Annotated in this window: 22 protein-coding genes; 18 read left to right on the top strand and 4 right to left on the bottom strand. The window is 68.2% G+C overall.

Features of this window, described 5'->3' with window-relative positions:
• Window positions 1-162: 162 nt before the first annotated feature.
• The 4 genes from PCQ86_RS17200 to PCQ86_RS17185 form a co-directional block, all read right to left on the bottom strand.
• Window positions 163-963, bottom strand: a complete 801-nt coding sequence (locus tag PCQ86_RS17200; RefSeq protein WP_270174296.1) for an rRNA pseudouridine synthase — start codon at window positions 961-963, stop codon at window positions 163-165.
• Complete coding sequence (locus PCQ86_RS17195) at window positions 956-2,662, bottom strand: MBL fold metallo-hydrolase (protein WP_220637985.1); 1,707 nt, start codon at window positions 2,660-2,662, stop codon at window positions 956-958. The genes PCQ86_RS17200 and PCQ86_RS17195 overlap by 8 nt, the downstream gene beginning before the upstream one ends.
• 34 nt (window positions 2,663-2,696) lie before the next feature.
• Entirely contained in the window at window positions 2,697-2,897 is a 201-nt protein-coding gene (locus PCQ86_RS17190; protein WP_011806784.1) for a hypothetical protein, read from the bottom strand.
• 83 nt (window positions 2,898-2,980) lie between these two features.
• Complete coding sequence (locus tag PCQ86_RS17185) at window positions 2,981-3,178, bottom strand: hypothetical protein (RefSeq protein WP_015914278.1); 198 nt, start codon at window positions 3,176-3,178, stop codon at window positions 2,981-2,983.
• 194 nt (window positions 3,179-3,372) lie between these two features.
• Between PCQ86_RS17185 and dapF the strand changes: the two genes are divergently transcribed.
• The 18 genes from dapF to ftsW all read left to right on the top strand — a co-directional run bounded on the left by dapF (window position 3,373) and on the right by ftsW (window position 24,392).
• On the top strand, window positions 3,373-4,251 hold the full coding sequence (gene dapF / locus PCQ86_RS17180) for a diaminopimelate epimerase (protein WP_088888328.1): 879 nt from the start codon (window positions 3,373-3,375) through the stop codon (window positions 4,249-4,251).
• On the top strand, window positions 4,248-4,940 hold the full coding sequence (locus PCQ86_RS17175; protein WP_088888329.1) for a DUF484 family protein: 693 nt from the start codon (window positions 4,248-4,250) through the stop codon (window positions 4,938-4,940). The genes dapF and PCQ86_RS17175 overlap by 4 nt, the downstream gene beginning before the upstream one ends.
• Window positions 4,941-5,039: 99 nt before the next feature.
• On the top strand, window positions 5,040-6,011 hold the full coding sequence (locus tag PCQ86_RS17170; RefSeq protein WP_270174295.1) for a tyrosine-type recombinase/integrase: 972 nt from the start codon (window positions 5,040-5,042) through the stop codon (window positions 6,009-6,011).
• Window positions 6,012-6,101: 90 nt separating this feature from the next.
• On the top strand, window positions 6,102-7,289 hold the full coding sequence (locus PCQ86_RS17165) for a class I SAM-dependent rRNA methyltransferase (protein ID WP_270174294.1): 1,188 nt from the start codon (window positions 6,102-6,104) through the stop codon (window positions 7,287-7,289).
• 107 nt (window positions 7,290-7,396) lie between these two features.
• On the top strand, window positions 7,397-8,515 hold the full coding sequence (locus PCQ86_RS17160; protein WP_123676121.1) for a CobW family GTP-binding protein: 1,119 nt from the start codon (window positions 7,397-7,399) through the stop codon (window positions 8,513-8,515).
• Window positions 8,516-8,538: 23 nt separating this feature from the next.
• Entirely contained in the window at window positions 8,539-9,384 is an 846-nt protein-coding gene (gene dksA, locus PCQ86_RS17155) for an RNA polymerase-binding protein DksA (RefSeq protein ID WP_333489994.1), read from the top strand.
• Window positions 9,385-9,437: 53 nt separating this feature from the next.
• The gene (locus PCQ86_RS17150) at window positions 9,438-11,249 is read left to right on the top strand and encodes an STAS domain-containing protein (protein WP_270174293.1); all 1,812 of its coding nucleotides are present in this window, start codon (window positions 9,438-9,440) and stop codon (window positions 11,247-11,249) included.
• A gap of 93 nt (window positions 11,250-11,342) precedes the next feature.
• Window positions 11,343-11,888: an ATP-dependent protease subunit HslV gene (gene hslV / locus PCQ86_RS17145; protein ID WP_015914271.1), complete on the top strand. Its 546-nt coding sequence runs from the start codon at window positions 11,343-11,345 to the stop codon at window positions 11,886-11,888.
• Window positions 11,889-11,983: 95 nt separating this feature from the next.
• A complete protein-coding gene (hslU, locus tag PCQ86_RS17140; protein ID WP_088888335.1) occupies window positions 11,984-13,324 on the top strand; it encodes an ATP-dependent protease ATPase subunit HslU in 1,341 nt (446 codons plus the stop codon).
• A 264-nt stretch (window positions 13,325-13,588) separates the two neighbouring features.
• Window positions 13,589-14,017, top strand: coding sequence for a division/cell wall cluster transcriptional repressor MraZ (mraZ, locus tag PCQ86_RS17135; RefSeq protein WP_011806773.1), 429 nt, complete (start codon window positions 13,589-13,591; stop codon window positions 14,015-14,017).
• Window positions 14,018-14,026: 9 nt separating this feature from the next.
• A complete protein-coding gene (gene rsmH / locus PCQ86_RS17130; protein WP_270174292.1) occupies window positions 14,027-14,953 on the top strand; it encodes a 16S rRNA (cytosine(1402)-N(4))-methyltransferase RsmH in 927 nt (308 codons plus the stop codon).
• A 109-nt stretch (window positions 14,954-15,062) separates the two neighbouring features.
• A complete protein-coding gene (ftsL, locus tag PCQ86_RS17125) occupies window positions 15,063-15,365 on the top strand; it encodes a cell division protein FtsL (protein ID WP_123676125.1) in 303 nt (100 codons plus the stop codon).
• Window positions 15,362-17,110: a peptidoglycan D,D-transpeptidase FtsI family protein gene (locus PCQ86_RS17120; protein WP_103737184.1), complete on the top strand. Its 1,749-nt coding sequence runs from the start codon at window positions 15,362-15,364 to the stop codon at window positions 17,108-17,110. Before ftsL ends, PCQ86_RS17120 begins: the two co-directional genes overlap by 4 nt.
• Window positions 17,107-18,612, top strand: coding sequence for a UDP-N-acetylmuramoyl-L-alanyl-D-glutamate--2,6-diaminopimelate ligase (locus tag PCQ86_RS17115; RefSeq protein WP_270174291.1), 1,506 nt, complete (start codon window positions 17,107-17,109; stop codon window positions 18,610-18,612). The genes PCQ86_RS17120 and PCQ86_RS17115 overlap by 4 nt, the downstream gene beginning before the upstream one ends.
• Window positions 18,609-20,057, top strand: a complete 1,449-nt coding sequence (locus tag PCQ86_RS17110) for a UDP-N-acetylmuramoyl-tripeptide--D-alanyl-D-alanine ligase (RefSeq protein WP_270174290.1) — start codon at window positions 18,609-18,611, stop codon at window positions 20,055-20,057. The genes PCQ86_RS17115 and PCQ86_RS17110 overlap by 4 nt, the downstream gene beginning before the upstream one ends.
• Window positions 20,048-21,226: a phospho-N-acetylmuramoyl-pentapeptide-transferase gene (gene mraY, locus PCQ86_RS17105; RefSeq protein WP_088888341.1), complete on the top strand. Its 1,179-nt coding sequence runs from the start codon at window positions 20,048-20,050 to the stop codon at window positions 21,224-21,226. The genes PCQ86_RS17110 and mraY overlap by 10 nt, the downstream gene beginning before the upstream one ends.
• Window positions 21,223-23,115, top strand: a complete 1,893-nt coding sequence (gene murD / locus PCQ86_RS17100) for a UDP-N-acetylmuramoyl-L-alanine--D-glutamate ligase (protein ID WP_270174289.1) — start codon at window positions 21,223-21,225, stop codon at window positions 23,113-23,115. Before mraY ends, murD begins: the two co-directional genes overlap by 4 nt.
• Window positions 23,112-24,392 (top strand): putative lipid II flippase FtsW, encoded by a 1,281-nt coding sequence (gene ftsW / locus PCQ86_RS17095; protein WP_015914263.1) that lies wholly within the window; start codon window positions 23,112-23,114, stop codon window positions 24,390-24,392. Before murD ends, ftsW begins: the two co-directional genes overlap by 4 nt.
• The last annotated feature ends 9 nt before the right edge of the window (window positions 24,393-24,401 follow it).

Here is a 24,401-nt window from a genome sequence, read left to right as displayed (position 1 = left end):
GCCAAGTCCGCCGCGAGGAGGGCAACCCTTAAGCGCCTGCGCCTGAAAATCGGGTAGGTGGGCCTGGTTGCGCTGAAGGGGGCCGCGCCCTTCCACGCCGCCGCAAGGCGACCCGCGTCGCCGTCATCGCTGTCCGCCCCGGCCGCCGGGGCCCGCGTCCGCTCAGAAACGCTCCCACGGCTGCAGGTAGCGCCACTGCCCCTCGGGCACCTTGGCGAGCGGCACGCGGCCGATGCGGATGCGCTTGATGGCCCGCACGGACAGGCCCACGGCTTCGCACATGGCCGGGATCTGGCCGGGGCGGATGCCTTTGAGCGCGAAGCGCAGGCGTGTCTCGCTTTGCCAGCTGACCTTGATGGGCGGCAGTGGCCGGCCGTTGAAGCTCAGGCCGTGGCAGAGCTTTTGCAGTCCGCCGTCCGCGATCTGGCCTGCCACCTCCACGATGCACTCCTGTTCCAGCGTTTCGATGTCTTCCTGCAGCTTGCGGGCCACGCGCCGGTCCTGCGTGTAGACCACCAGGCCGCTGGCCTCGGTGGGCAGCGGCGTGAAGCATTCGAGCTGTTTGAAATGGCGCAGCAGCACGCGCGTGCCGGCGGCGTCTTCGGGCAGGTGCGACTGCGCGTTGAGCAGCGTGACGGCTTGCGGCGCGCCCTGGCTGCGGCTGCCGTGCGCGCCCGGTGCGCCGTGCGTCGCGCCAGTGACCAGGCCCAGCCCCGCCTCGTAGCCCGGCGGCTTGTGCAGCAGCAGGGTGACGGGGGTGAGTTCCATCAGATTGGCGTCTGGCGCCAGCACCACGCTTTGCGCGGACGCCACGCGCGCACCGGGCAGCTCGACCACCTGGCCGTCCACCGACACCCATCCGCCCTCGATGTACTGCTCTGCCGTGGTGCGCGAGCACTGGAACTGCTGCGCCACGCGCTTGGACAGGCGCACCGCGTCCGTTGGATGGCTGGACTCAGTCATTGCCGGGCTCCAGCATGCGGATGCGCTCCACATGCGCGAGCAGCGAGCGCTGCGCGATGGGCCACATGCGCGGCGGCACGTCGTCGTAGGCCAGGCGCACCCAGTCGTCCATGCTGCCTTCGGGCTGGGCCTGCATGGCGGCCAGCACCTTGGCTTCGCGCGCCAGGCGGTGGGCCTTCAGGCGTGCGATGGCGGTGCGCGCCCCATCTTCCGGGCCTCCCAGCACGTAGCCGTGCGCGGGCAGGATGAATTCGGCGCCGTGCTCGGCGCACAGCGCGTCCAGCCGGTCCAGCGAATCCAGGTAGTCCGCCATGTTGCCGTCGGGCGGGTCGATGACCGTGGTGCTGCCGTTCAGGATGTGGTCGCCCGAGAACAGCAACCCGTCCTCGCGCAGCAGCAGGCACAGATGGTTGGCCGCGTGGCCGGGCGCGTGGATGACCTGCAGGGTATGGGTGATTTCGCCGTCCGGCCCTTGTCCAGCAAGCGTGAGCAGCTCATTATCTTGTAGCGAGCGATCGGGCGTGAATTGGCTGGCTGCACGCGCCGTGGGCGCCGAGGGCAGTCCCAGGATGGGCGGTGCGGCGCGCCCGGCGCGCACGCACATCGCCTGCAGCGGCGCGGCGCCGGGAGAGTGGTCGGGGTGCGAATGGGTGCACACGATCATGCGGATGTCCCCCCCCGCGGCGCGCCAGAGCTTGTCCAGGTGCTCGGTGTCGGCCGGACCGGGGTCGATGGCGATGTAGCCCGTGGCCGGGTCGCCCACCAGGTAGCTGTTGGTGCCGGGGCCGGTCATCACGCCGGGGTTGGGGGCGGTGAGGCGCTGCACGTTCTTCAGCAGCGGCACGGGCGTCTCGCTCTGCCAGTCCAGCGCATGCTCGCCGCGGCCCGTGGGCGTGACCAGCGCCAGCTCGCCGAAGGGCGCCTCATCCTCCATGAAGCGCGCCTCCTTGCCGCCCAGCAGGCCCGAGCGCGGGCTGCTGACCCACAGAGGCTGCTCGTGCGCGACGGCGGCGAGCACGGCGTCCACGTCCGCAAACTGCGCCAGGCGCTGCAGCGTGCGGATGGTGGGGAAGATCATGAAGAACTGCCCCGCCTCGTGGCGCGCCAGCGCGTCGGCCGGGCTCACCCACACGGGCTCGAACTGCTCGGACTCGTCGGCCACGGGCTCCTGCCCCTCGGGCATGCGCGCGACGAGAAAGGGCACGGCGAAGCGCTTCGGTAAATTGCGGTCGGCCGTCCAGTGGGCCAGCCAGTACACGCGGTCGGCCGCCAGGCGCAGGCCGCGCGCGGCGCATTGCGCGGCGAACGTGGTGCCGGCCGGTGCTTGGCGTGCGATGGCGGCGATGTCGTCGGCCCCGGCCCAGCGGCCGTCGCCGTGGCGCGCCAGCAGCACGCCCAACTCCTCGAAGCTTTCGCGGATGGCGGCCAGCGCGTCGGTCAGGCGCGCGGCGGTCTGCGCCGGGCGGTGGTCGGCCAGGGCGTGGGTGGCGGGGTCGGCGTCCTGCGTCTCGATGCCGCCGCCGGGGAACACGTAGGCGCCGGGCACGAAGCTGGCCTTGTCCGAGCGGCGCGTCATCAGCACCTGCAGCGTGCTGCCGCCGCCGGGTTGGGGCGCATCGCGCAGCAGCAGCACGGTGGCCGCGTGAAGGGGGGTGACCGGCTCGCGGTGGGGGTGTAGTTGTTGGCTCAGGCGTGGCATCGGCGCATTATCGGCAGGCGCACGCTGCCCGCCATCAGCCCTGCAGCGGGCGCAGCTGGGACAGGCGCTCCAGCACCGGGCCGATCAGCGGCTTGGCGCGCGGGATGCCCACGCTCCAGAGCATCTCCAGCAGCTCGATCAGCGCGGCGCCGTCGGCGCTGCGCTGCACGAGATGGGTGGCGGTGGCAACGTCTTCGGCGTGCAGCCGGTCAAGTACGTCAACGGTCAGAGTCATGGTGGCCTCGCTCTCTCTTTTCTGGGGGCGATCAAAGGGACAACCTGCCCATGCCGGCCGAACCGCATCCGCGGCGGACGTGTTCAATCCGTGGGACGCAGCTGCAGCAGCCGCTGGAGCACGGGCTCCAGCAACTGCGGCGCGCGCGGAATGCCGCAGTTCCACAGCATCTCCAGCAGTTCGATGAGCGCCACGGCGTCGGCGCTGTCTTGCACCAGTTCCGTCGCGGCATTCGGGTCGGCGGCATGCAGCCGGTCGAGTACATCCATCGTCAGGGTCATCGCACCTCCGTTGTCGTTATCGTGGCCCGCCGCGGCCGGCAGGGCGGCGCGGCGGGAACCCCGGATGCTCCCCATGCAGCCCAGGGGCGGGCTGATCGAAATCAATAGCCGAGCAAAAAACTCGGATGTCAGCCGTGCGGGGTTTCCCCGTGGTTGCACCCAGGCGACGCGCGCATGCGGCGGATAATCGCGCCATGCACATCCGCTTCACCAAGATGCAGGGCGCGGGCAACGACTTCGTGGTGCTCGACGAGACGCAGGGACGCCTGGGGCTCACGCCCGCGCAGTACCGCTTTCTGGCCGACCGCCACTTCGGCGTGGGCGCCGACCAGATCCTCACCGTGCGCCCCTCGCCCGGCGCGGGCATCGACTTCGAATACGTGATCCACAACGCCGACGGCGGCCAGGTGGAGCAGTGCGGCAACGGCGCGCGCTGTTTCGCGCGCTATGTGCGCGACAAGGGCCTCACCGCGCAGGACACGATCCGCGTGCAGACCATGGCCGGCGTGATCGCCCCGCACCTGACCGCCGACGGCCGTGTGACGGTGGACATGGGCCGCCCCGAGCTGGAGCCGGCGCGCGTGCCGTTCGACACCACGGGCCTCGCGCCCGTGTCGCAAGGTTCAGGCCAAAAATGGCCCCTGGCGCTTGATGGACAGGCGTCAGCAGCTACGCTATTAGTAGCAGTGGTGTCCATGGGCAACCCGCACGCCGTCCAGTTGGTCGACGATGTGGATACTGCCCCCGTGGCGCAGACCGGGCCCTTGATCGAAAGCCACCCGCGCTTTCCCCAGCGCGTGAACGCGGGCTACCTGCAGATCGTGAACCGTGGTGAAGTGCGCCTGCGCGTGTACGAGCGCGGCGCGGGCGAGACGCTGGCCTGCGGCACGGGCGCCTGCGCCGCCGTGGTGGCCGGCATCCGCCTGGGGCTGCTGGATGCGCGCGTGCAGGTGCACACGCGGGGCGGCCTGCTCACCATCGACTGGGCCGGCGGCTTGCAAGACCCCGTGTTCATGACCGGCCCCGCTACCACCGTCTTCGAAGGCGAGATCGACATTCCGGACGCTTTATGACCTCTTCCTCTCCCGTATCCCCCATCACCGAAGACGACATCGCGCACTTCCTGGCGAACACGCCGGGCTTCTTCGAGCGCCATGCCGAGTTGCTGGCGAGTGTCACCATCGCCAGCCCCCACGGCCAGCGCGCCGTGAGCCTGCACGAGCGCCAGGCCGAGATGCTGCGCGAGAAGATCAAGGGCCTGGAACACCGCGTGATGGAGATGGTGCGCCACGGCACCGAGAACGCCGCCATCACCCAGAAGATCCACCAGTGGACGCGCGAGGTGGCCGCCGTGCGCGATGCGGCCCGCCTGCCGCGCGCCGTGGAGAACGGCCTGCGCACGCTGTTCGACGTGCCACAGGTCGCGCTGCGGGTGTGGAACGTCGCGCCCGAGCACGCGGGCCTCGTCGCCACCCAGCCGGTGAGCGAGGACCTGCGCCTGTTCGCCTCGTCGCTGACCATGCCGTTCTGCGGGCCCAACCTGGGTTTCGAGGCCACGGCCTGGCTGCCCCAGGCGGGCGAGGTGCAGTCGCTGGCGCTGCTGCCGCTGCGCGAAGGCGCGATCGACAGCGCCGACCAGCCGGCCTTCGGCCTGATCGTGCTGGGCTCGCACGACCCGCACCGCTTCGAGGCCACCATGGGCACCGAATTCCTCTCGCGCATGGCCGAGCTGGCCAGCTCGGCACTGTCGCGCATGCGATGAAAAAGTGAGCGGCTTGCGCTGAATGGATAAGGGTTTGCGTAGGCTTTTTGCCTGAAAACACCACGCATCAAGCGCAAGAAGCTCCTTATTCAGTAGCAAATGAACGACACGCCAGTTGCCCTGCACCTGCCGCCTGAGGCGTTGCAGTACCTGGAGCATGTGCGCGTGGAAAAGCGCCTGGCCGCGCGCACCCTCACGCTCTACACGCTGGACCTGCAGCGCCTGGCCGCCATGGCCGCGGGCGTGGATCTGCCGCTGCTGCGCCTGACCAGCGCGCACATCCGCCGCTTCGTGGCGCAGATGCATGCCAGCGGGCGCAGCGGGCGCGGCATCGCGCTCATCCTCTCGGGCTGGCGGGGGTTCTACACCTGGGCCGCGCGCCAGGGGCTGGTGCCGCACAACCCCGTGCAGGACGTGCGCGCGCCCAAGGCGCCCAAGCCCCTGCCCAAGGCCCTGCCCGTGGACGAAGCGGTGCGCCTGGCCGAGCACCAAGAGACGGGCGCCGACCCCTGGCTGGAGGCGCGCGACGCGGCCATCGTCGAGCTGCTCTACGGCTGCGGCCTGCGCGTGGGCGAACTGGTGGGCCTGGACGTGGCGCCCAGCCCCGCCGCGCACCAGCAGGGGCGCGGCTGGGTGGACCTGCAGGCGGGCGAGGCGCATGTCTTCGGCAAGGGCTCCAAGCGACGCAGCGTGCCCGTGGGCCGCGCCGCGGCCGCGGCGCTGCAGGCCTGGCTGGCGCAGCGCGCGCTGCCGTTGGGCGCCGCGGGCGCGGCGCGGCTGGAGCCGGCGCTGTTCATCGGCCGGCGCGGCGCGCGGCTCACGGCGCAGTCCGTCTGGTCGCGCCTGCGCCAGCGCAGCCAGGTGGCGGGCCTGACCACGCCCGTGCACCCGCACATGCTGCGCCACTCGTTCGCCAGCCACCTGCTGCAGTCCAGCGGCGACCTGCGTGCCGTGCAGGAGCTGCTGGGCCACGCCAACATCACCACCACCCAGGTCTACACGCGGCTGGACTTCCAACACCTGGCGCGGGTGTACGACGCGGCGCACCCGCGCGCGCGGCGCAAGCCCTAGGTGGCGGGCGGCGGGCGGTAGCCTGGTCCCGCACGCTCTGCGTCCGGCCGGTGCGACAAAAGCGCTCACCCGCGCGCGCACAATCCGGGGATGAAAACCATTCGACTGAAACCCGGCAAGGAGCGTTCGCTGCAGCGCCGCCATCCCTGGATTTTTGAAGGTGCCATCGCCAAGGGCGGCGGCGACAGCGGCGAGACGGTGCGGGTGGAGTCGGCGGAGGGCCAGTTTCTTGCCTGGGCGGCGTTCAGCCCCCAGTCGCGCATCCGTGCCCGGGTGTGGAGCTTTGACGAGAAGCAGCGCATCGATGATTCTTTTTTTATAGCTGCTTGCGCCCGATCCATAAGCGCTAGAGGCCGTTTTTCTATTGAAAGCAATGGCGTGCGGCTGGTCCATGGCGAATCCGATGGGCTGCCGGGACTGATCGTCGACCGCTACGAGGACACGCTGGTGGCCCAGTTCACCAGCGCGGGCACGGAGCGCTGGAAGGCCGTCATCGCCGATGCGCTGCTTCAGGCGACAGGCCTGCCGCGCCTGTACGAGCGCTCCGACGCCAGCGTGCGCCAGTTGGAAGGCCTGGCGCCGGCCACCGGCTGGCTGCGCGGGCAGGGGCCGCAGGAGCTGACGATCCGCGAGCATGGCTGGCGGCTCACGCTCGATATTGCCGAAGGGCACAAGACGGGCTTCTACCTCGACCAGCGCGACAGCCGGCACCATTTCTTTCGCACGGTGCAGCGCCTGGGCCTGCAGCGCGTACTCAACTGCTATTGCTATACCGGCGGCTTCACGGTGGCGGCGCTGGCCGGCGGCGCGGGGCAGGTCACGTCCATCGATTCTTCCGGTCCCGCGCTGGAGCGTGCGCGGGCGCACGTGCAATTGAACGGGTTCGACGCGGCGCGGGCCGAATTTCTGGATGCCGACGTGAATGGATCCCTGCGCCGCTTCCTGGTCGAAGGGCGGCGCTTTGACGCCATCGTGCTCGACCCGCCGAAGTTCGCCCCCACCGCGGCGCATGCCGAGCGTGCGGCGCGCGCGTACAAGGACATCAACCGCCTTGCGCTGCAACTGCTGGAGCCTGGCGGCGTGCTGTATACCTTTTCCTGCTCGGGCGGCATCAGCGCCGACCTGTTTCACAAGATCGTGGCCTCGGCGGGGGCGGATGCGGGCGTGGACGGCTACGTGCTGGGGCGCCTGGCCGGCGCGCCCGACCACCCGATGACGCTGGAGTTCCCCGAGGGCGAGTACCTCAAGGGTCTGGCCATCATGCGCAAGCCGGCATGACGCTGCGGGCGCGAAGGTCTTGACAGGCTCTGTACACTGAAATTCGATTCCCATGCGGCGGTCGTCCAGGCCGCCGTTTTGCGTTTGCACTCCACGGAAAGCGACCCATGGCCCTGATTCCCGTCACCATCCTCACCGGCTTCCTCGGCTCCGGCAAGACCACGCTGCTCAAGCGCGTGCTGTCCGAAATGCACGGCCAGAAGATCGCCGTGATCGAAAACGAGTTCGGCGAGGAAAACATCGACACCGACATCCTCAAGACAGAGTCCAAAGAGCAGATTCTGCAGATGAGCAACGGCTGCATCTGCTGCACCATCCGCGAGGATCTGCGCGAAACCCTGCAGCTGTTGGCTGCCAAGCGCCGCAAGGGGCTGGTGGCGTTCGACCGCGTGGTGATCGAGACCACGGGGCTTGCCGACCCCGGCCCCGTGGCGCAGACTTTTTTCATGGACGATGAGATCGCCGAGACCTATCTCATCGATTCCATCATTACTTTGGTGGACGCCAAGCACGCCCAGCAGCAGCTGGACGACCGCCAGGAAGCACGCCGGCAGGTGGGCTTTGCCGACCAGATCTTCCTGTCCAAGACCGACCTGGTGAGCGAGGAGGAAAAGAACGACCTGATCCACCGCCTCAAGCACATGAACCCGCGCGCGCCCATCCGCGCGGTGCATTTTGGCGATGTGCCGCTGGCCGAGGTGCTGGACCTGCGTGGCTTCAATCTCAACGCCAAGCTGGACATCGACCCGGACTTCCTGAAGGAGGAAGACGCGCACGACCACAGCCATTGCGACCATGACCACGGGCACTGCGAACACGAGCACGACCATGGGCATGACCATGCGCACGGCGAGCACGGCGGCCACGACCATGGCCATGAGCACAAGCATGACGAGCACTGCAAGCACCCGCATCACCACCACCATGACGACGACGTCAAGAGCTTTGTCTACCGCGCCGACCGAGCCTTCGATCCGGCCAAGCTGGAGGACTTCCTGGGCGCCATCGTCAATATCTACGGCCCGCGCATGCTGCGCTACAAGGGCGTGCTGAATATGAAAGGCACCGATCGCAAGGTGATCTTCCAGGGCGTGCACCAGCTCATGGGCAGCGACCTGGGCCCCCAGTGGGCCGAAGGCGAGGCGCGCCAGAGCAAGATGGTGTTCATCGGCATCGACCTGCCGCAGGACATCCTGCAGCAGGGGCTGGAGCAGTGCCTGGTGTGAGACCCGTGGTGGCTGGCGGTAAAGTGCACTACGCCTGTGTGGTATCCACAACGTTTTGCGCTCGGCCAGCGCAGGTCTATACAATCGCGCCCCGGCAAAAACGCCCCCTGGGGCGCGTGCCATTCGCACCGTGCTGCACGAGGGGCCCTGGGCCCCGCACGCAGGCGGAAAAAGCCCGAACTGCGAGGAGACAGGAAGTGAAAGCCCAGTCCAGCAAAGCCCAGGCTGCGGCCCAGGCCAAGCGCGCGGGCGACGAACCCGCGCAGGTAACCGCGCGGCGCCTCCGGCCTTCTCCTTCCGGTTCCGGGCAATTGACCGTACCATCCAAGGCCACCGCGGCGGCGCCCGGCGCCCCCGAAGCCAGCTTTACCAAAACTATGCCTACGACCCTGCAAACCCCTGTGGCGGCCGCCAAGAAAGATCCCAAGCTGGCCAACAACTGGAAGACCAAGTCTGCCGAAGACCTGACGGATGCCGAAGTGCTGGCCATGCCCGAGAGCGAGTACATGAATGAGAAGCAGCTGGCGTTCTTCCGCCACAAGCTGACTCAGCTCAAGCAGAACATGCACCACAACGCGGGCGAAACCACCGAGCACCTGCGCGAGGACACCGTGGTGGTCCCTGATCCAGCCGACCGCGCGACGATCGAGGAAGAGCACGCGCTGGAACTGCGCACGCGCGACCGCGAGCGCAAGCTGCTCAAGAAGATCGAGCAGTCCATCGCGCGCATCGACGCCGGCGACTACGGTTATTGCGACGAGACGGGCGAGCCCATCGGCGTAGGCCGCCTGCTGGCGCGCCCCACGGCCACGCTGTCGCTGGAGGCGCAGCAGCGCCGCGAACTCAAGCAGAAAATGTTTGGCGACTGATCCAGCGGTCGATTGCCGCGAGACGTCCGCACTGCGCACGCCCATTTGCATCCATGAGCAAGGAAGACTGCACCACCACATCCGGCGGCCTGCTGTCCAAGATGGTGCGGTTCGTGCGCAATCCCACCGTCAACTGGTCCGATCTCGATGCGGTCGAGGCGGACCGCGAGAGCCAGTACAGCAAGCAGATGCTCAAGGAGATGATCGAGCGCAAGCGGCGCAACGATTTCGTGCGCCGCCGCGAGTTCGATCAGCTGCGCAAGCTGCGCCAGCGCGAGGCCCTGCACGGCCAGCGCCCTGAAGACATCACTGCGCGCACGTCGTTCTTCCAGACCAGCATGACCTCGCCCGATGAGCGGGCCGTCACGCTCAAGAAGATCGACGAGATCGAGGCGCAGATGTCGCAGCAATGGTGGAAGGGCAAAGGGTCGGGCGAAACCCCGGCCCCAACCCCTGCGGCGCCCGCGCCTGACGGTGCGGCGCTGCCCGCAGCGTCCGCAGCCCCCGCGCCGCGACCCGCACCGGTGGCTGCCGCGGCTTTTGCCGCCGCACCCACCGCAGGACAACCGTCGCCTGCGGCCGCGGCCATGGCGGCGGCGCTGGCCTCCAGCGGGCTGGCCGGCGACCCTGCGCGCGCCTTTGCGCCGACGGCGCCGCTGAGCCTGCCGCCGACGCTCGACAAGGCGCCCGCCGTCGAGCCGATGTTCCACGACGCGAGCCCGGTGGTCGTACCCCCGCCGCTCGCGGAGGACGCGCCGCAACCCGCGCCGTCCCAACCGGAGAAGTTCGTGCACGAACCCGACCTGGAAGAGGCCGCGATCCGCTTTGCCAATGGCGACTATGCCGGCGCGGAGTCGGGCCTGAAGGAAGTGCTGGTCCAACACCAGCACAGTGACCCCCAGCAGCAGCATGACATCTGGATGACCCTGTTTGACCTGTACCGGGCCACGGGCCAGCAGGAGCCTTTCGACGCGCTGGCCATTGACTATGCCGCTCGTTTCGGTCGCTCGGCGCCGCTGTGGTTCTCGTTGCCCGAACAGCTGGGTTTGAAGGCCATGACGCCTGACGTGGGTGCACCCGCCATCCCGCAGAGGGAACTGAGCTGGAGTGCGCAATCCACCCTCACGCAGCGGTCGATTGCGGCGCTGCAGGCCTCGCTGGCGCGTTCCGCGCCGCCCTGGACCCTGAACTGGACGCGGCTGACCGCGATCGATCTGCCGGCGGTCACCGCGCTGGCCGAGCTGTTCGAGGCCTGCGCGGAGCGGGATGTGCAGATCCACTTCGTTGGCACCGCCGCGCTGCAGGGGGTCCTGCAGGCCCACACCCAGTCGGGGGACCGCGGCGCCGATCCACAGTGGTGGCGGCTGCGCATGGCGGCACTGCGGCTCATGGGGCTGCCCGATGAATTCGAACTCGTCGCGCTGGACTACTGCGTCACCTACGAGGTCTCGCCGCCATCGTGGGTGCCTCCGCGCTGCGGCTACAGCGGCGACGACGGTGCGCAGCCACCGGCCACGCCAGACGCGGCCGACAGCGCGCTGTACGCGTCGGGGTTCGCGCTGTCGCAGCCGGGCGGCGTGGACGAGGGGCCTGCCGCCACGCTCGAAGGCCACATCGAGGGGGATGCGGCCTCCGTCCTGGAGCCGCTGGAGCCTCTCGTGCGCCCCGGCGTGCCGCTGAACGTGGCCTGCGACCGGCTGATCCGCATCGATTTCGCTGCCGTGGGCTCGGTGCTGAACTGGGCGGCCACCCAGCAGGCGCAAGGGCATGTGGTGCAGTTCACCAACCTGCACCGGTTGGTCGCCGTGTTCTTCAACGTGATCGGCGTGAACGAGCACGCCTGGGTGGTGCCCCGCAAGAACTGAGGCCGCACCGGCTATTTGCCACTCCGGGGCCGTTGCCGAGAAGGTGCTCTGCCGTGCTTGCAAGGCGGCGCAGCGCCCCCATATGCACGAGCTATGGAACAGTACCACGGCACCACCATCCTCAGCGTCCGGCGCCAGACGGCGGACGGCATCCAGGTCGCCCTTGGCGGCGACGGCCAGGTCACCCTGGGCAACATCGTTGTCAAGGGCACGGCGCGCAAGGTGCGCAAGCTCTACCAGGGGCGGGTTCTGGCAGGCTTTGCCGGCGCCACGGCCGATGCGTTCACGCTGTTCGAACGTTTCGAGGCCAAGCTGGAAAAGCACCAGGGCCAACTGACGCGCGCGGCCATCGAACTCACCAAGGATTGGCGTACCGACCGCGTGCTGCGCCGCCTGGAGGCCATGCTGGCCGTGGCGGACCATTCCGCGTCCCTCATCATCACCGGCAACGGCGACGTGCTGGAGCCCGAGCAGGGCATCGTCGCCATCGGCTCGGGCGGCGCCTACGCCCACTCGGCCGCCAAGGCGCTCTTGAGCAACACCGACCTGCCCGCGGCCGAGATCGTCAAGAAGTCGCTGGAGATCGCTGGCGAGCTGTGCATCTACACCAACATGCACCACACCATCGAGACGTTGTAGGCGTCGTGTGGTTGGCTATCTTTTTTGTAGCTGTTTGCGCTTGTCTATCAAGCGCTAGCGGCTCATTTGACTCATAAAGACAGGCAGGCTGCAGCATGTCCTCCATGACTCCCCAGGAAATCGTCTCCGAGCTCGACCGCCACATCGTCGGCCAGAACGGCGCCAAGCGCGCCGTGGCCATTGCACTGCGCAACCGCTGGCGCCGCCAGCAGGTGGACGCCAGCCTGCGGCACGAGATCACGCCCAAGAACATCCTCATGATCGGCCCCACGGGCGTGGGCAAGACCGAGATCGCGCGGCGCCTGGCGCGCCTGGCGGACGCGCCGTTCATCAAGGTCGAGGCCACCAAGTTCACCGAGGTGGGCTACGTGGGCAAGGACGTGGATTCCATCGTCCGCGATCTGGTGGAAGTGGCCGTGAAACAGACGCGCGAAGCCGACATGAAGAAGGTGCGCGTGCGTGCCGAAGACGCCGCCGAGGACCGCATCTTGGACGTGCTCATTCCTCCGGCGCGCGGCGCCAGCGTCGATACCGCGCGCACCGGCGAGCCCGCGGGTGACAGCACGGCGCGCCAGGTGTTCCGCAAGAAACTGCGCGAGGGCCAGCTGGACGACAAGGAGATCGAGATCGACCTGGCCGATGCGCGGCCGCAGTTCGAAATCATGAGCCCGGCCGGCATGGAGGAGATGACCGAGCAGTTGCGTGGCATGTTCAGCCAGATGGGCCAGGAGCGGCGTCGCGCGCGCAAGCTCAAGATCGCCGAGGCCATGAAGCTGCTGGTCGAGGAAGAGGCCGCCAAGCTGGTCAATGAGGAAGAAGTCAAGACGCGGGCGCTGGCCAACGCCGAGCAGAACGGTATTGTTTTCATCGACGAGATCGACAAGGTCGCGTCGCGCCAGGAGGCCGGCGGCGCCGACGTCTCGCGCCAGGGCGTGCAGCGCGACCTGCTGCCGCTGGTGGAAGGCACCACGGTGTCCACCAAGTACGGCATGGTCAAGACCGACCACATCCTGTTCATCGCCTCGGGGGCGTTCCACCTCGCCAAGCCGAGCGACCTGATCCCCGAGCTGCAGGGGCGCTTCCCGATACGCGTGGAACTCACCTCGCTGTCTGTACAGGACTTCGAAGCCATCCTCACGCAGACCCACGCGTCGCTGGTCAAGCAGTACCAGGCGCTGCTGGAGACGGAAGGCGTCACCCTGGATTTCACGCCCGAGGGCATCACCCGTCTGGCCCACATTGCCTTCGAGGTGAACGAGCGCACCGAAAACATCGGCGCGCGCCGCCTGTCCACGGTGATGGAGCGGCTGCTGGACGAGGTGAGTTATGACGCCACGCGCCTGTCGGGGCAGACCGTGGTGGTGGATGCCGGCTACGTGAATGCACGGCTGCAGTCGCTGAGCCAGGACGAAGACTTGTCCCGATACATCCTGTGATGCCTGGTTGCGTGGGGCGTCAAGCCTTCATAAACCACTTGCATACCTGCAGCTAAGTGCTTAATCAATAAGGACATTTGCCCGATTCTCACCTTGGAAATCGGCGCTAAGTCCTTGATTTCATTGCAAAATTTTGTTGCGGCGCCTCTTGCCTGGTGTTCTTTTCCTGCTACAGTGCAAAAAAGTGCAATTAAGTGGTGAAAAGTGCCCTTTGCACCCTCTCTCGGGGTGGAAAGCGGCAGTAGCGGGCAAGGGGTTCCATCGGTGTTTCAAGGGGCGTCATCGCTGAGTCTGGATGCAAAGGGGCGGCTGTCCGTGCCGACCCGGCATCGTGACGCCCTCACGGCGCAGGCGGGCGGCCAGCTCACGCTCACCAAGCACCCCGATGGCTGCCTGATGGTCTTCCCCCGTCCCGAGTGGGAGAAGTTCCGCGAGCGCATTGCCCAGCTGCCCATGTCCGCGCAATGGTGGAAGCGCATCTTCCTCGGCAACGCGATGGACGTAGAGATGGACGGCACCGGCCGGGTGCTGGTCTCGCCCGAATTGCGCGAGGCGGCCGGCCTGTCCAAGGACGCCATCCTGCTGGGCATGGGCAACCACTTCGAGCTGTGGGACAAGGCCACCTACGAGGCCAAGGAAGCCGCGGCCATGCAGGCCGAGATGCCCGATGTCTTCAAGGATTTCTCTTTCTAGGGGCCGCGTGTGAACCAGCCCCTGCAACACACCACGGTCCTGCTCGACGAGGCGGTGCACGCCTTGCTGGGCGAGGGCGATGCGCCTGCGGGCACCTTCGTGGACGGCACCTTTGGCAGGGGAGGGCATTCGCGGCTCATCCTGCAGCGGTTGGGGCCGCAAGGCCGCCTGGTGGCGTTCGACAAGGACACCGAAGCCATTCAAGCAGCGGCGCGCATCACGGATGCGCGCTTTTCCATTCGGCACCAGGGGTTCAGCCATCTCGGGGAACTGCCCGCCGCCAGCGTGTCCGGTGTGCTGCTGGACCTGGGCGTGAGCTCCCCGCAGATCGACGACCCGCAGCGCGGGTTCAGTTTTCGTTTCGATGGTCCGCTGGACATGCGCATGGACACCACGCGTGGCCAGAGCGTGGCCGAGTGGCTGGCAGATGCCGAAGCGGCACAGATTGCGGAGGTGATACGTGACTACGGTGAAGAACGGTTTGCTGGCCCCATTGCAAAGGCGATTGTTGCTCGGCGCACGGAACGCGGCCCCATTGCAGGCACCGCCGAACTGGCCGACATCGTGGCTGGCGCGGTCAAGACCCGCGAGCCGGGCCAGAACCCTGCAACGCGCACATTTCAGGCTCTTCGGATTTTCATCAACGCCGAGCTTGAGGAGCTGCAGCAGGCGCTAGAGGGTAGCCTGCATGTGCTGCGGCCCGGTGGCCGGCTGGTGGTCATCAGCTTCCATTCGCTGGAGGACCGCATCGTCAAGCAGTTCATCGCACAGCACTCCAAGGAGGTCTACGACCGCCGTGCGCCGTTCGCGCCGCCCCAGCCGATGCGGCTCAGGGCGCTGGAGCGCATCAAGCCAAGCACGGACGAGGTGGCCGCCAACGCGCGTGCGCGCAGCGCCGTGATGCGGGTGGCAGAACGCACGGAGGTGCCCGCATGAGCGACGCGCGGATGTGCCATGTCGCCACGCCGCTGCACGCGCATGCGCGGGGCGGGCTCGCTTCGCGGCACAGTCCTTCGAGCGTTGCAGGGCACACGGGAGGCGGGCGATGACGCGCATCAGCCTTGTGCTGCTGCTGGCGGTGATGGCCAGCGCGCTATACCTCGTGCATACGCAATACCAGTCGCGAAGGCTGTTCACCGAACTCGATCGCGCGGTGGCTGAGTCGCGCCGCCTGGAAACCGAGCACCAGCGCCTGCAGGTGGACAAGCGCGCGCAGGCCACGCCGCTGCGCGTGGAGCGCCTGGCGCGCGACCGGCTGCAGATGCGTACCGCCACGCCGGCCATTACCGAATACGTGACCGACGGCGGTAACGTCGCCGTGCCAGCCGGCGAGGGGCGCGCGCCGTGAGCAGCCGCAGCGTCAACTACACCTCCAGCCCTCTGCTGGCCAGCAAGACACCTGTCTGGCGCAGCAAGTTCATCGTCGCCCTGGTGGCGCTGGGTTTCGTGGGCCTGGCGGGGCGCGCCGCCTACGTGCAGGTGATTGGCAACGACTTCTTTCAGCGCCAGGGCGAGGTGCGCTTTGCGCGCACGCTGGAGCTGCCGGCCAACCGGGGCCGCATCCTCGACCGCAATGGCCTCATCCTCGCTTCCAGCGTTCCGGCGGCCAGCATCTGGGCCATCCCTGAAGATGTGGAAATGGCCAAACCCGAGGTGCGCGCCAAGCTCAAGGACCTGGCGCGTCTCATGGACATGCCGCTGTCCACGCTGCAGGGCAAGCTGGCCGACGAGGACAAGACCTTCGTCTGGATCAAGCGCCAGCTCGACTGGGACGTGGGCCAGCAGGTCACCGCCCTGGGGCTGAAGGGCATCTACCTGCGCAAGGAATACAAGCGCCAGTATCCCGAGGGCGAAGCCGCCGCGCACGTGGTGGGCTTCACGAACGTGGAAGACCACGGCCAGGAAGGCATGGAGCTGGCCTTCGACAAGGATCTGGCGGGCAAGCCGGGGTCGCGCCGCGTGATCAAGGATCGCCTGGGCCGCGTGGTGGAGGGCGTAGGCGCCGAAGTGCCGCCCGTGGATGGCAAGGACATGCAGCTGTCCATCGACAGCAAGGTGCAGTTCTTCGCCTACCAGAAGTTGCGCGACACCGTGCAGGCGCACAAGGCCAAGGCCGGCAGCGTGGTGGTGCTGGATGCGCGCACGGGCGAGGTGCTGGCCTTGGCCAACTACCCCAGCTATGTGCCCGACAAGCGCCAGAACCTGACGGGCGAGCAACTGCGCAACCGCGCGCTCACCGACGTGTTCGAACCCGGCTCCACCATCAAGCCCATCACGGTGGGGCTGGCGCTGGAGAGCGGCCGCTTCAAGCCCGAAACCAGCGTGGACACCACGCCAGGCCGCTTGACCATCACCGGCTCGACGATCAGCGACACGCACAACTACGGGCTGTTGACCGTGGAGGGCGTGATCCAGAAGTCCAGCAACGTGGGTACCACGAAGATCGCGATGCAGCTGCCGGCGCAGGAAATGTGGGAAACCTTCTCTGCCGTCGGCTTCGGGCAAAAGCCGCAGATCGCCTTTCCGGGGGTGGCGAGCGGGCGGCTGCGCCCCTACAAAAGCTGGCGTCCTATCGAGCAGGCCACCATGTCCTACGGCTACGGGCTGTCGGCCAGCCTGTTCCAGATGGCGCGCTCCTATACCGTGTTTTCCAACGGCGGCAAGGTGATTCCCGCCACCATGCTGAAGACCCACGAAGCGCCCGTGGGCGTGCCCGTGTTCTCCGAACGCACCGCCAACCAGGTGCGCAAGATGCTGCAGATGGCCGCGGGGCCCGGCGGCACGGGCCAGAAGGCGCAGACGGTGGGCTATTCCGTGGGCGGCAAGTCCGGCACGGCGCGCAAGCAGGTGGGCAAGAGCTACGCCTCGGGCAAGTACCGCGCCTGGTTCACCGGGCTTGCGCCCATCGACCACCCGCGCATCATCGTGGCCGTGATGGTCGACGAACCCAGCAACGGCGTGATCTACGGCGGTGCGGTCGCGGCGCCGGTGTTCAGTGAAGTGGTGCAGCAGACCCTGCGCATGATGGGCGTGGCGCCCGACATGGCCGTCAAGCCGCTCATCGTCTCCAACGGTGTGGAGGAATCGCTGTGAACGCACTGCACACGCTCACCACCCTGCATGAGGCCGTGGACTGGCTGCGCCAGCGCGTCACGGGTACGCTGCAGACGGACAGCCGCCTGATCCAGCCAGGCGATGGGTTCATCGCCTGGCCCGGCGCGGCCACGGACGGGCGCGCCCACGTGGGCGACGCCGTGGCGCGCGGCGCTGCCGCCTGCTTGGTGGAGTGCGAGGGCGTGGAGCCCTTCGCCCTCGCGGGAGACCACATCGCGGCGCTGCGCGGCCTCAAGGCCGCGACCGGCATGATTGCCTCCGAGTGGTTCGGCCACCCTACCCAGCGCCTGCAGGTGTTGGCCGTGACCGGCACCAACGGCAAGACCAGCACGGCCTGGTGGCTGGCGGATGCGCTCAATCAGCTATCAAAAAAAGAGCTGCCAGCGCTTGCTGGATGCGCGCTGGTGGGTACTTTGGGTATGGGCGTGCCGCCAGCGTTGCAGACCACGGGCATGACGACCCCCGACCCGGTGCGCCTGCAGCGCGCCTTCGCGCAGTTTGCGGAAGCGGGCCATCGCGCCTGCGCCATCGAGGCATCGTCTATCGGCCTGGCCGAGCACCGCCTGGACGGCACACGCATTCACGTGGCGCTGTTCACCAACTTCACGCAGGACCACCTGGACTACCACCCGGGCATGGCCGCCTACTGGCAGGCCAAGCGCGCACTGTTCGACTGGCCGGGGCTGCGCGCATCTGTGGTGAATGTGGACGACCCGCAGGGCGCCGCTCTGCACGCCGAGCTGCAGGGCAGCGACCTGGATCTGTGGAGCGTCTCTCTGCAGGGCCCCGCCCGCCTGCAGGCCAAGCACATCGTGCACACGGGTGCCGGCCTGGCCTTCACGGTGGCCGAAGGCGCGCATACCGAGGTGCTGCAAACCCAGGTCATCGGCCTGTACAACGTGTCCAACCTGCTGGGCGTGATTGCAGGCATGCGTGCGCTGGGGGTGCCCCTGGCGCAGGCGCTCCAGGCCTGTGCGCGCCTGCGGCCCGTGCCCGGGCGCATGGAGCAGTTGGCGGCCGCTGGCCAGCCGCTGGTGGCTGTGGACTATGCCCACACGCCCGATGCGCTGCACCAGGCGCTGGCCGCGCTCAAGCCCGTGGCGGCGCAGCGCGGAGGGCGGCTGTGGTGCGTGTTCGGCTGCGGTGGCAACCGCGACGCCGGCAAGCGTCCGCTGATGGGAGCCGTGGCACAGCGCGAGGCCGACGAGGTCATCGTCACCAGCGATAACCCGCGGGGTGAGGAGCCGCAATCCATCATCCATCAGATCCTGCTGGGCACGATTGCAGGCACCAGCGTGCGTGCCGAGGTCGACCGCGCCGCGGCCATCGCGCAAGCGCTGGCCGATGCCGGCGCCAACGATGTGGTGCTGATTGCCGGCAAGGGCCATGAGGACTACCAGGAGACGGCGGGCCAGCGTGTGCCGTTCTCCGACATGGCGCACGCGCGTGCAGCGCTCGCGCGCCGAGGAGGCGTGGCATGAGCCACCACCAGAACAACTCCCCCATGATGACGCTGCAACAGGCGTTTGATCTGCTGCGCTCCCGCATTCCTGGTGCGCGACTGATCGGCGAAGGTGCCACGCCGCTCGCGCGCGCGCACACCGATACCCGCACCCTGGCCGCAGGTGACCTGTTCGTGGCGCTCAAGGGTGAGCGTTTCGATGCGCACCAGTTCCTGTCCCAGGCGCGAGCGGCCGGCGCCGCGGCGGCCATTGCGCATGCGGGCCTGGCCGACGCCGGTCTGCCCGGCATCGAGGTCCCCGACACCCTGGCCGCCCTGGGAGCGCTAGCCGCTGGCTGGCGCGCGCAGCGGGATCTGCCGCTGATCGCCGTGACCGGCAGCAACGGCAAGACCACGGTCACGCAAATGATCGCGGCGGTGCTGCGGGCCTGGAAAGGCGACGCCGCGCTGGCCACGCAGGGCAACTTCAATAACGACGTGGGCGTGCCCCTCACGCTGCTGCGCCTGCGGCCGGGCCATGAGGCTGCGGTGGTCGAGTTGGGCATGAACCATCCCGGCGAGATCGCGAATCTGGCGGACATTGCCCGGCCCACCGTGGCCCTGGTCAACAACGCCCAGCGCGAGCACCTGGAATTCATGCACACGGTGGAGGCCGTGGCGCGCGAGAACGGCAGCGTGCTGTCTGCCCTGACGGCCGATGGCACGGCTGTGTTCCCGGCGGCAGATGCCTTCACGCCCTTGTGGCGCGAGCTGGCCGACACGCGGCACTGCCTGACCTTTGGCGAGGCCGCGGGCGAGGTGCGCTGCGCCGCAGCGCAATGGGGCGACGGCGCATGGCAGGTGCGCATCGACACCCCCAACGGCGCATTCGATACGCGGCTGGCCATCGCAGGGCGCCACAACGTCACCAATGCCCTGGCCGCCACGGCTTGCGCGCTGGCGGCCGGGGTGCCTCTGGCGAGCATTGGGCAAGGGCTGGCGGCTTTCGCGCCGGTCAACGGGCGCTCGCGCGCACTGGCCGTGCGTTGTGGGGGACGTTCCATCACGGTGGTGGACGACAGCTACAACGCCAACCCTGACTCGGTGCATGCGGCCATCGAGGTGTTGGCCGCACTGCCTGCCCCGCGCCTGCTGGTGCTGGGGGACATGGGCGAGGTGGGCGACCAGGGGTCGCAGTTCCACGCCGAGGCCGGTGCGCACGCCCGTGCGCGCGGCATTGAGCAGCTGTTTGCGCTGGGCGACCTGAGCGCCCACGCCGTGCAGGCCTGTGGGACGGCCGCACGGCATTTCAAGGACATGGCCACGCTGCAGGCCGCAGTGGGGCAGGCCCTGCCCACGGTGGGCAGCGTGCTGGTGAAGGGATCGCGATTCATGAAGATGGAACAGGTCGTGCAGGCGCTGCAGGCACTGCATGAGGACGGCGCCGCAGGCGCTGCCGCGCAAGGGGGAGCCGCATGCTGCTGATGCTGACCCAATGGCTGCAAGGCCTGTCGCCCGAGCTGAGCTTTCTGCGGGTGTTCCAGTACCTCACGCTGCGGGCGGTGATGGCGGCGCTGACGGCGCTGCTCATCGGGCTGATCGCGGGGCCGAAGGTCATCCGCATGCTGACCTCGCTCAAGATCGGCCAGCCGATCCGCGGCTACGCCATGCAGACGCACCTGTCCAAGAGCGGCACGCCCACCATGGGCGGCGTGTTGATTCTGGGCTCCATTGCCATCTCCACGCTGCTGTGGTTCGACCTGTCCAACCGTTTCGTGTGGATCGTGCTGGCCGTGACGCTGGGGTTTGGCGCCATCGGCTGGGTGGACGACTGGCGTAAGGTGGTCAACAAGGACCCCGAGGGCATGCGTTCGCGCGAGAAGTATTTCTGGCAGTCGGTGATCGGGCTGCTGGCCGCGCTGTACCTCGTATTCAGCATTTCCGAGAACTCCAACACGCGGGTGTTCGAGCTGTTCATCACCTGGGTGCAGTCCGGCTTTTCGATGGACCTGCCGCCCAAGGCAGGCCTGCTGGTGCCGTTCTTCAAGGAAGTGAGCTACCCGCTGGGGGTGCTGGGCTTCGTGATCCTGACCTACCTGGTGATCGTGGGCTCCAGCAACGCCGTGAACCTGACCGATGGCCTGGATGGCCTGGCCATCATGCCCGTGATCATGGTGGGCGCCTCGCTGGGCATCTTCGCCTACGTGACCGGTAACGCGGGCTATGCGAAATACCTGCTGTTCCCTTATATCGCCGGCTCGGGCGAGCTGTTGATCTTCTGCGCCGCCATGGCGGGCGCGGGCCTCGCCTTCCTGTGGTTCAACACCCACCCCGCCCAGGTTTTCATGGGCGACGTCGGCGCGCTGGCTTTGGGCGCTGCGCTGGGCACGATCGCGGTCATCGTGCGCCAGGAGATCGTGCTGGCCATCATGGGCGGCATCTTCGTGGTGGAAGCGCTGTCGGTGATGCTGCAGGTGACCTGGTTCAAGTACACCAAGCGCAAGTATGGCGAGGGCCGGCGCCTCCTCAAGATGGCGCCGCTGCACCACCACTTTGAGAAGAGCGGCTGGAAGGAGACGCAGGTCGTCGTGCGCTTCTGGATCATCACCATGCTGTTGTGCCTCGTGGGTCTGACCACGCTGAAGCTGCGATGAACACTGGCCACCACGATCCCCTGCACCCCGACGCATTCGGCGCCGCAGCGACGACTGTGCCGCCGGCGCCCGCGTCCGCGCCCGGGGAGCGGGACGACGCGTTGCCGCAGGATGCGGCGCACGACAGTCCGCCGCAGGATCTATCGCCCTTGCCAGCGCCCGCGCAAGATGCAGCGGCGCGCTATGACTACACCGCACCCGCGGTGTCAGCCGCGGCCGCCGCGGCCGAGTTCGTGGCGCGCATCTTTGCCGACGCGGCTCCGGCGGACGGTGGCGCTGGCGCGTCTGCTGAAGACACACCCGTTTCTCCGGCTGCGGACCACGCCGTTGAGGAGCCCGCCGCCGCGTCCGAGGAGGCCCCGCAGGCGCCGCCCGCGCTTGCCGGCAAGCAGGTGCTGGTGCTGGGTCTGGGCGCCTCGGGCCTGGCCATGACGCGCTGGTGTGTGCGCTGTGGTGCGCAGGTCACCGTGGCCGACACGCGCAGCAGTCCGCCGCAGCTGGCGGTGCTGCGCGCAGAACTGCCCCAGGTGGAGTTCATCGCTGGCGCCTTCGATGAGACCCTGGTGCAGGGGCGCGCGCTGCACGCGGTATACCGCTCGCCAGGTCTGAGTCCGAATGAGATTGCTCCTGTTGTTATAGCTGCTCGCGCCCGCCAGATAAGCGTGGAAGGCGAATTGGGTTTGTATGCGCAGGCGCTGCGCGAGCTGCGCGCCGGTCAGGGCTACGCGCCCGCGGTGCTGGCCATCACTGGCACCAATGGCAAGACCACCGTGACCTCGCTCACGGGGCTGCTGGTGGAGTGCGCGGACAAGCGCGTGGCGGTGGCCGGCAACATCGGCCCCACGCTGCTGGATACGCTGGCGCAGCACATCGACGCGGGCACGCTGCCCGAGGTGTGGGTGCTGGAGCTGTCGAGCTTTCAGCTCGATGGCGTGCAGGGCTTCGAGCCCACGGCCGCGGCCGTGCTCAACATCACGCAGGACCACCTGGACTGGCACGGCAGCCTGCAGGCCTACGCACAGGCCAAGGGGCGCATCTTCGGCGAAACCGGCCTCATGGTGCTCAACCGCGAGGACGCGGAAGTCATGGCCCTGCTGCCGCCGCCAGTGCGCGTGAAGCTGCAAAAACCCCAGTTGCGCGCACACGTGACCTTCGGTGGCGACATGCCGCAGCGCCCGGGGGACTTCGGCATCGAGGTGGTCAGCGGCATGGCCTGGCTGGTGCGTGCACACGAGGCGGACGAAACGGCCAAGCGCGGCAAGGCGCAGGACGCCGAGCTGCACATCCAGCGCCTGATGCCCGCCGACGCGCTGCGCATCCGCGGGCGGCACAACGCCATCAATGCCCTGGCTGCGCTGGCGCTGGCCCAGGCTGCGGGCTGCCCGCTCGCGCCCATGCTCTACGGCCTGCGCGAATACCGCGGTGAGCCGCACCGCGTGGAGTCCGTGGGCATCGTGCACGAGGTGGAGTACTTCGACGACAGCAAGGGCACCAACGTGGGCGCCACGGTGGCTGCGCTGACCGGACTGGGCGCCGACCGGCGCCTAGTGGTGATCCTGGGTGGCGACGGCAAGGGTCAGGACTTCTCGCCGCTGGCCGCGCCCGTGGCGCGCTATGCGCGCGCGGTGGTGTTGATCGGGCGCGACGCGCCGCAGATCCGCGCCGCGCTGCAGGGCTGCGGCGTGCCGCTGCAGGACGCCGCCACGCTGCCCGAGGCCGTGCAGTTGGCCACACAGCGCGCCCATGCGGGCGACGCCGTGCTGCTGTCGCCCGCCTGCGCCAGCCTGGACATGTTCGACAATTACGCGCACCGCGCTCGCGTTTTCTGCGAAGCCGTGCAGGCGCTGGCCGAAGACGCCGGCCAGACGCTGGAAGGAGGGACGGCATGACCGCCGCGACCGCCGCTTCCCGTCCCTCGTTGTGGCAGCGCATGCGGGCCTGGGCGGGTGCCGCGCCGGCCGCAAACGCCGACGTCCTGCCCGTGCGCGTGGGCGGCACCGAATACCGTCGCACGGCCGCCACGCCCGCGCGCGTGCTGGGCTTCGACCAGGCGCTGTTGTGGGTGGTGGTCCTGCTGCTGGCCTTCAGCGTGGTGATGGTGTATTCGGCCTCGATCGCCATGCCGGACAACCCGCGCTTTGGCAACATCGCGCCCACGCACTTTCTGCTGCGCCACGCGATTGCCATCGGCGTGGGGTTCGTCGCGGCACTGATCGCGTTCCAGGTATCGATGGACACCTGGGAGCGCATGGCGCCGTGGTTGTTCGTGGCCTCCATCGTGCTGTTGATCGCGGTGCTGATACCGCACGTGGGCACCATGGTGAACGGCGCGCGGCGCTGGCTCAGCCTGGGGTTCATGAACTTCCAGCCGTCCGAGCTGGCGAAGTTCGCGGTGCTGATCTACGCCTCGGACTACATGGTGCGCAAGATGGAGGTCAAGGAGCGGTTCTTTCGCGCCGTGCTGCCCATGGCCGCCGCCGTGGCGGTGGTGGGTGCGCTGCTGCTGGCAGAGCCCGACATGGGCGCCTTCATGGTGATCGCGGTGATCGCCATGGGCATCCTGTTCCTGGGGGGCGTGAACGCGCGCATGTTCTTCCTGATTGCGGGTGTGCTGGTGGCGGCCTTCGCCATCATGATCGCCAGCTCACCCTGGCGCCGCGAGCGCGTGTTTGCCTACCTCGATCCGTTCAGCGAGCAACATGCCCTGGGCAAGGGCTACCAGCTCTCGCATGCACTGATCGCCATCGGCCGCGGCGAGATCTTCGGTGTGGGGCTGGGTGGCAGCGTCGAGAAGCTGCACTGGCTGCCCGAGGCGCATACCGACTTCCTGCTGGCGGTGATCGGCGAAGAATTTGGCCTGGTGGGTGTGCTCACGCTGATCGTCGCCTTCCTGTGGATGACGCGGCGCATCATGCACATCGGCCGCCAGGCCATCGCGCTGGACCGCGTGTTCTCGGGCCTCGTAGCCCAGGGCGTGGCGATCTGGGTGGGCTTTCAGGCCTTCATCAACATGGGAGTGAACCTGGGGGCGCTGCCCACCAAGGGGCTGACGCTGCCGCTGATGAGCTTTGGCGGATCGGCCATCCTGATGAACCTGGTCGCCATCGCGGTGGTCCTGCGTGTGGATTACGAAAACAAGCTGCTCATGCGCGGAGGCCGTGCATGAGGAACCTTA

Origin of the sequence: Diaphorobacter sp. ED-3 (assembly GCF_027625375.1) — a bacterium.
GTDB lineage: Bacteria > Pseudomonadota > Gammaproteobacteria > Burkholderiales > Burkholderiaceae_C > Diaphorobacter > Diaphorobacter nitroreducens.
Note: the sequence above shows the minus strand (reverse complement) of the source record. Positions and strands in the feature narration are given on the sequence as shown.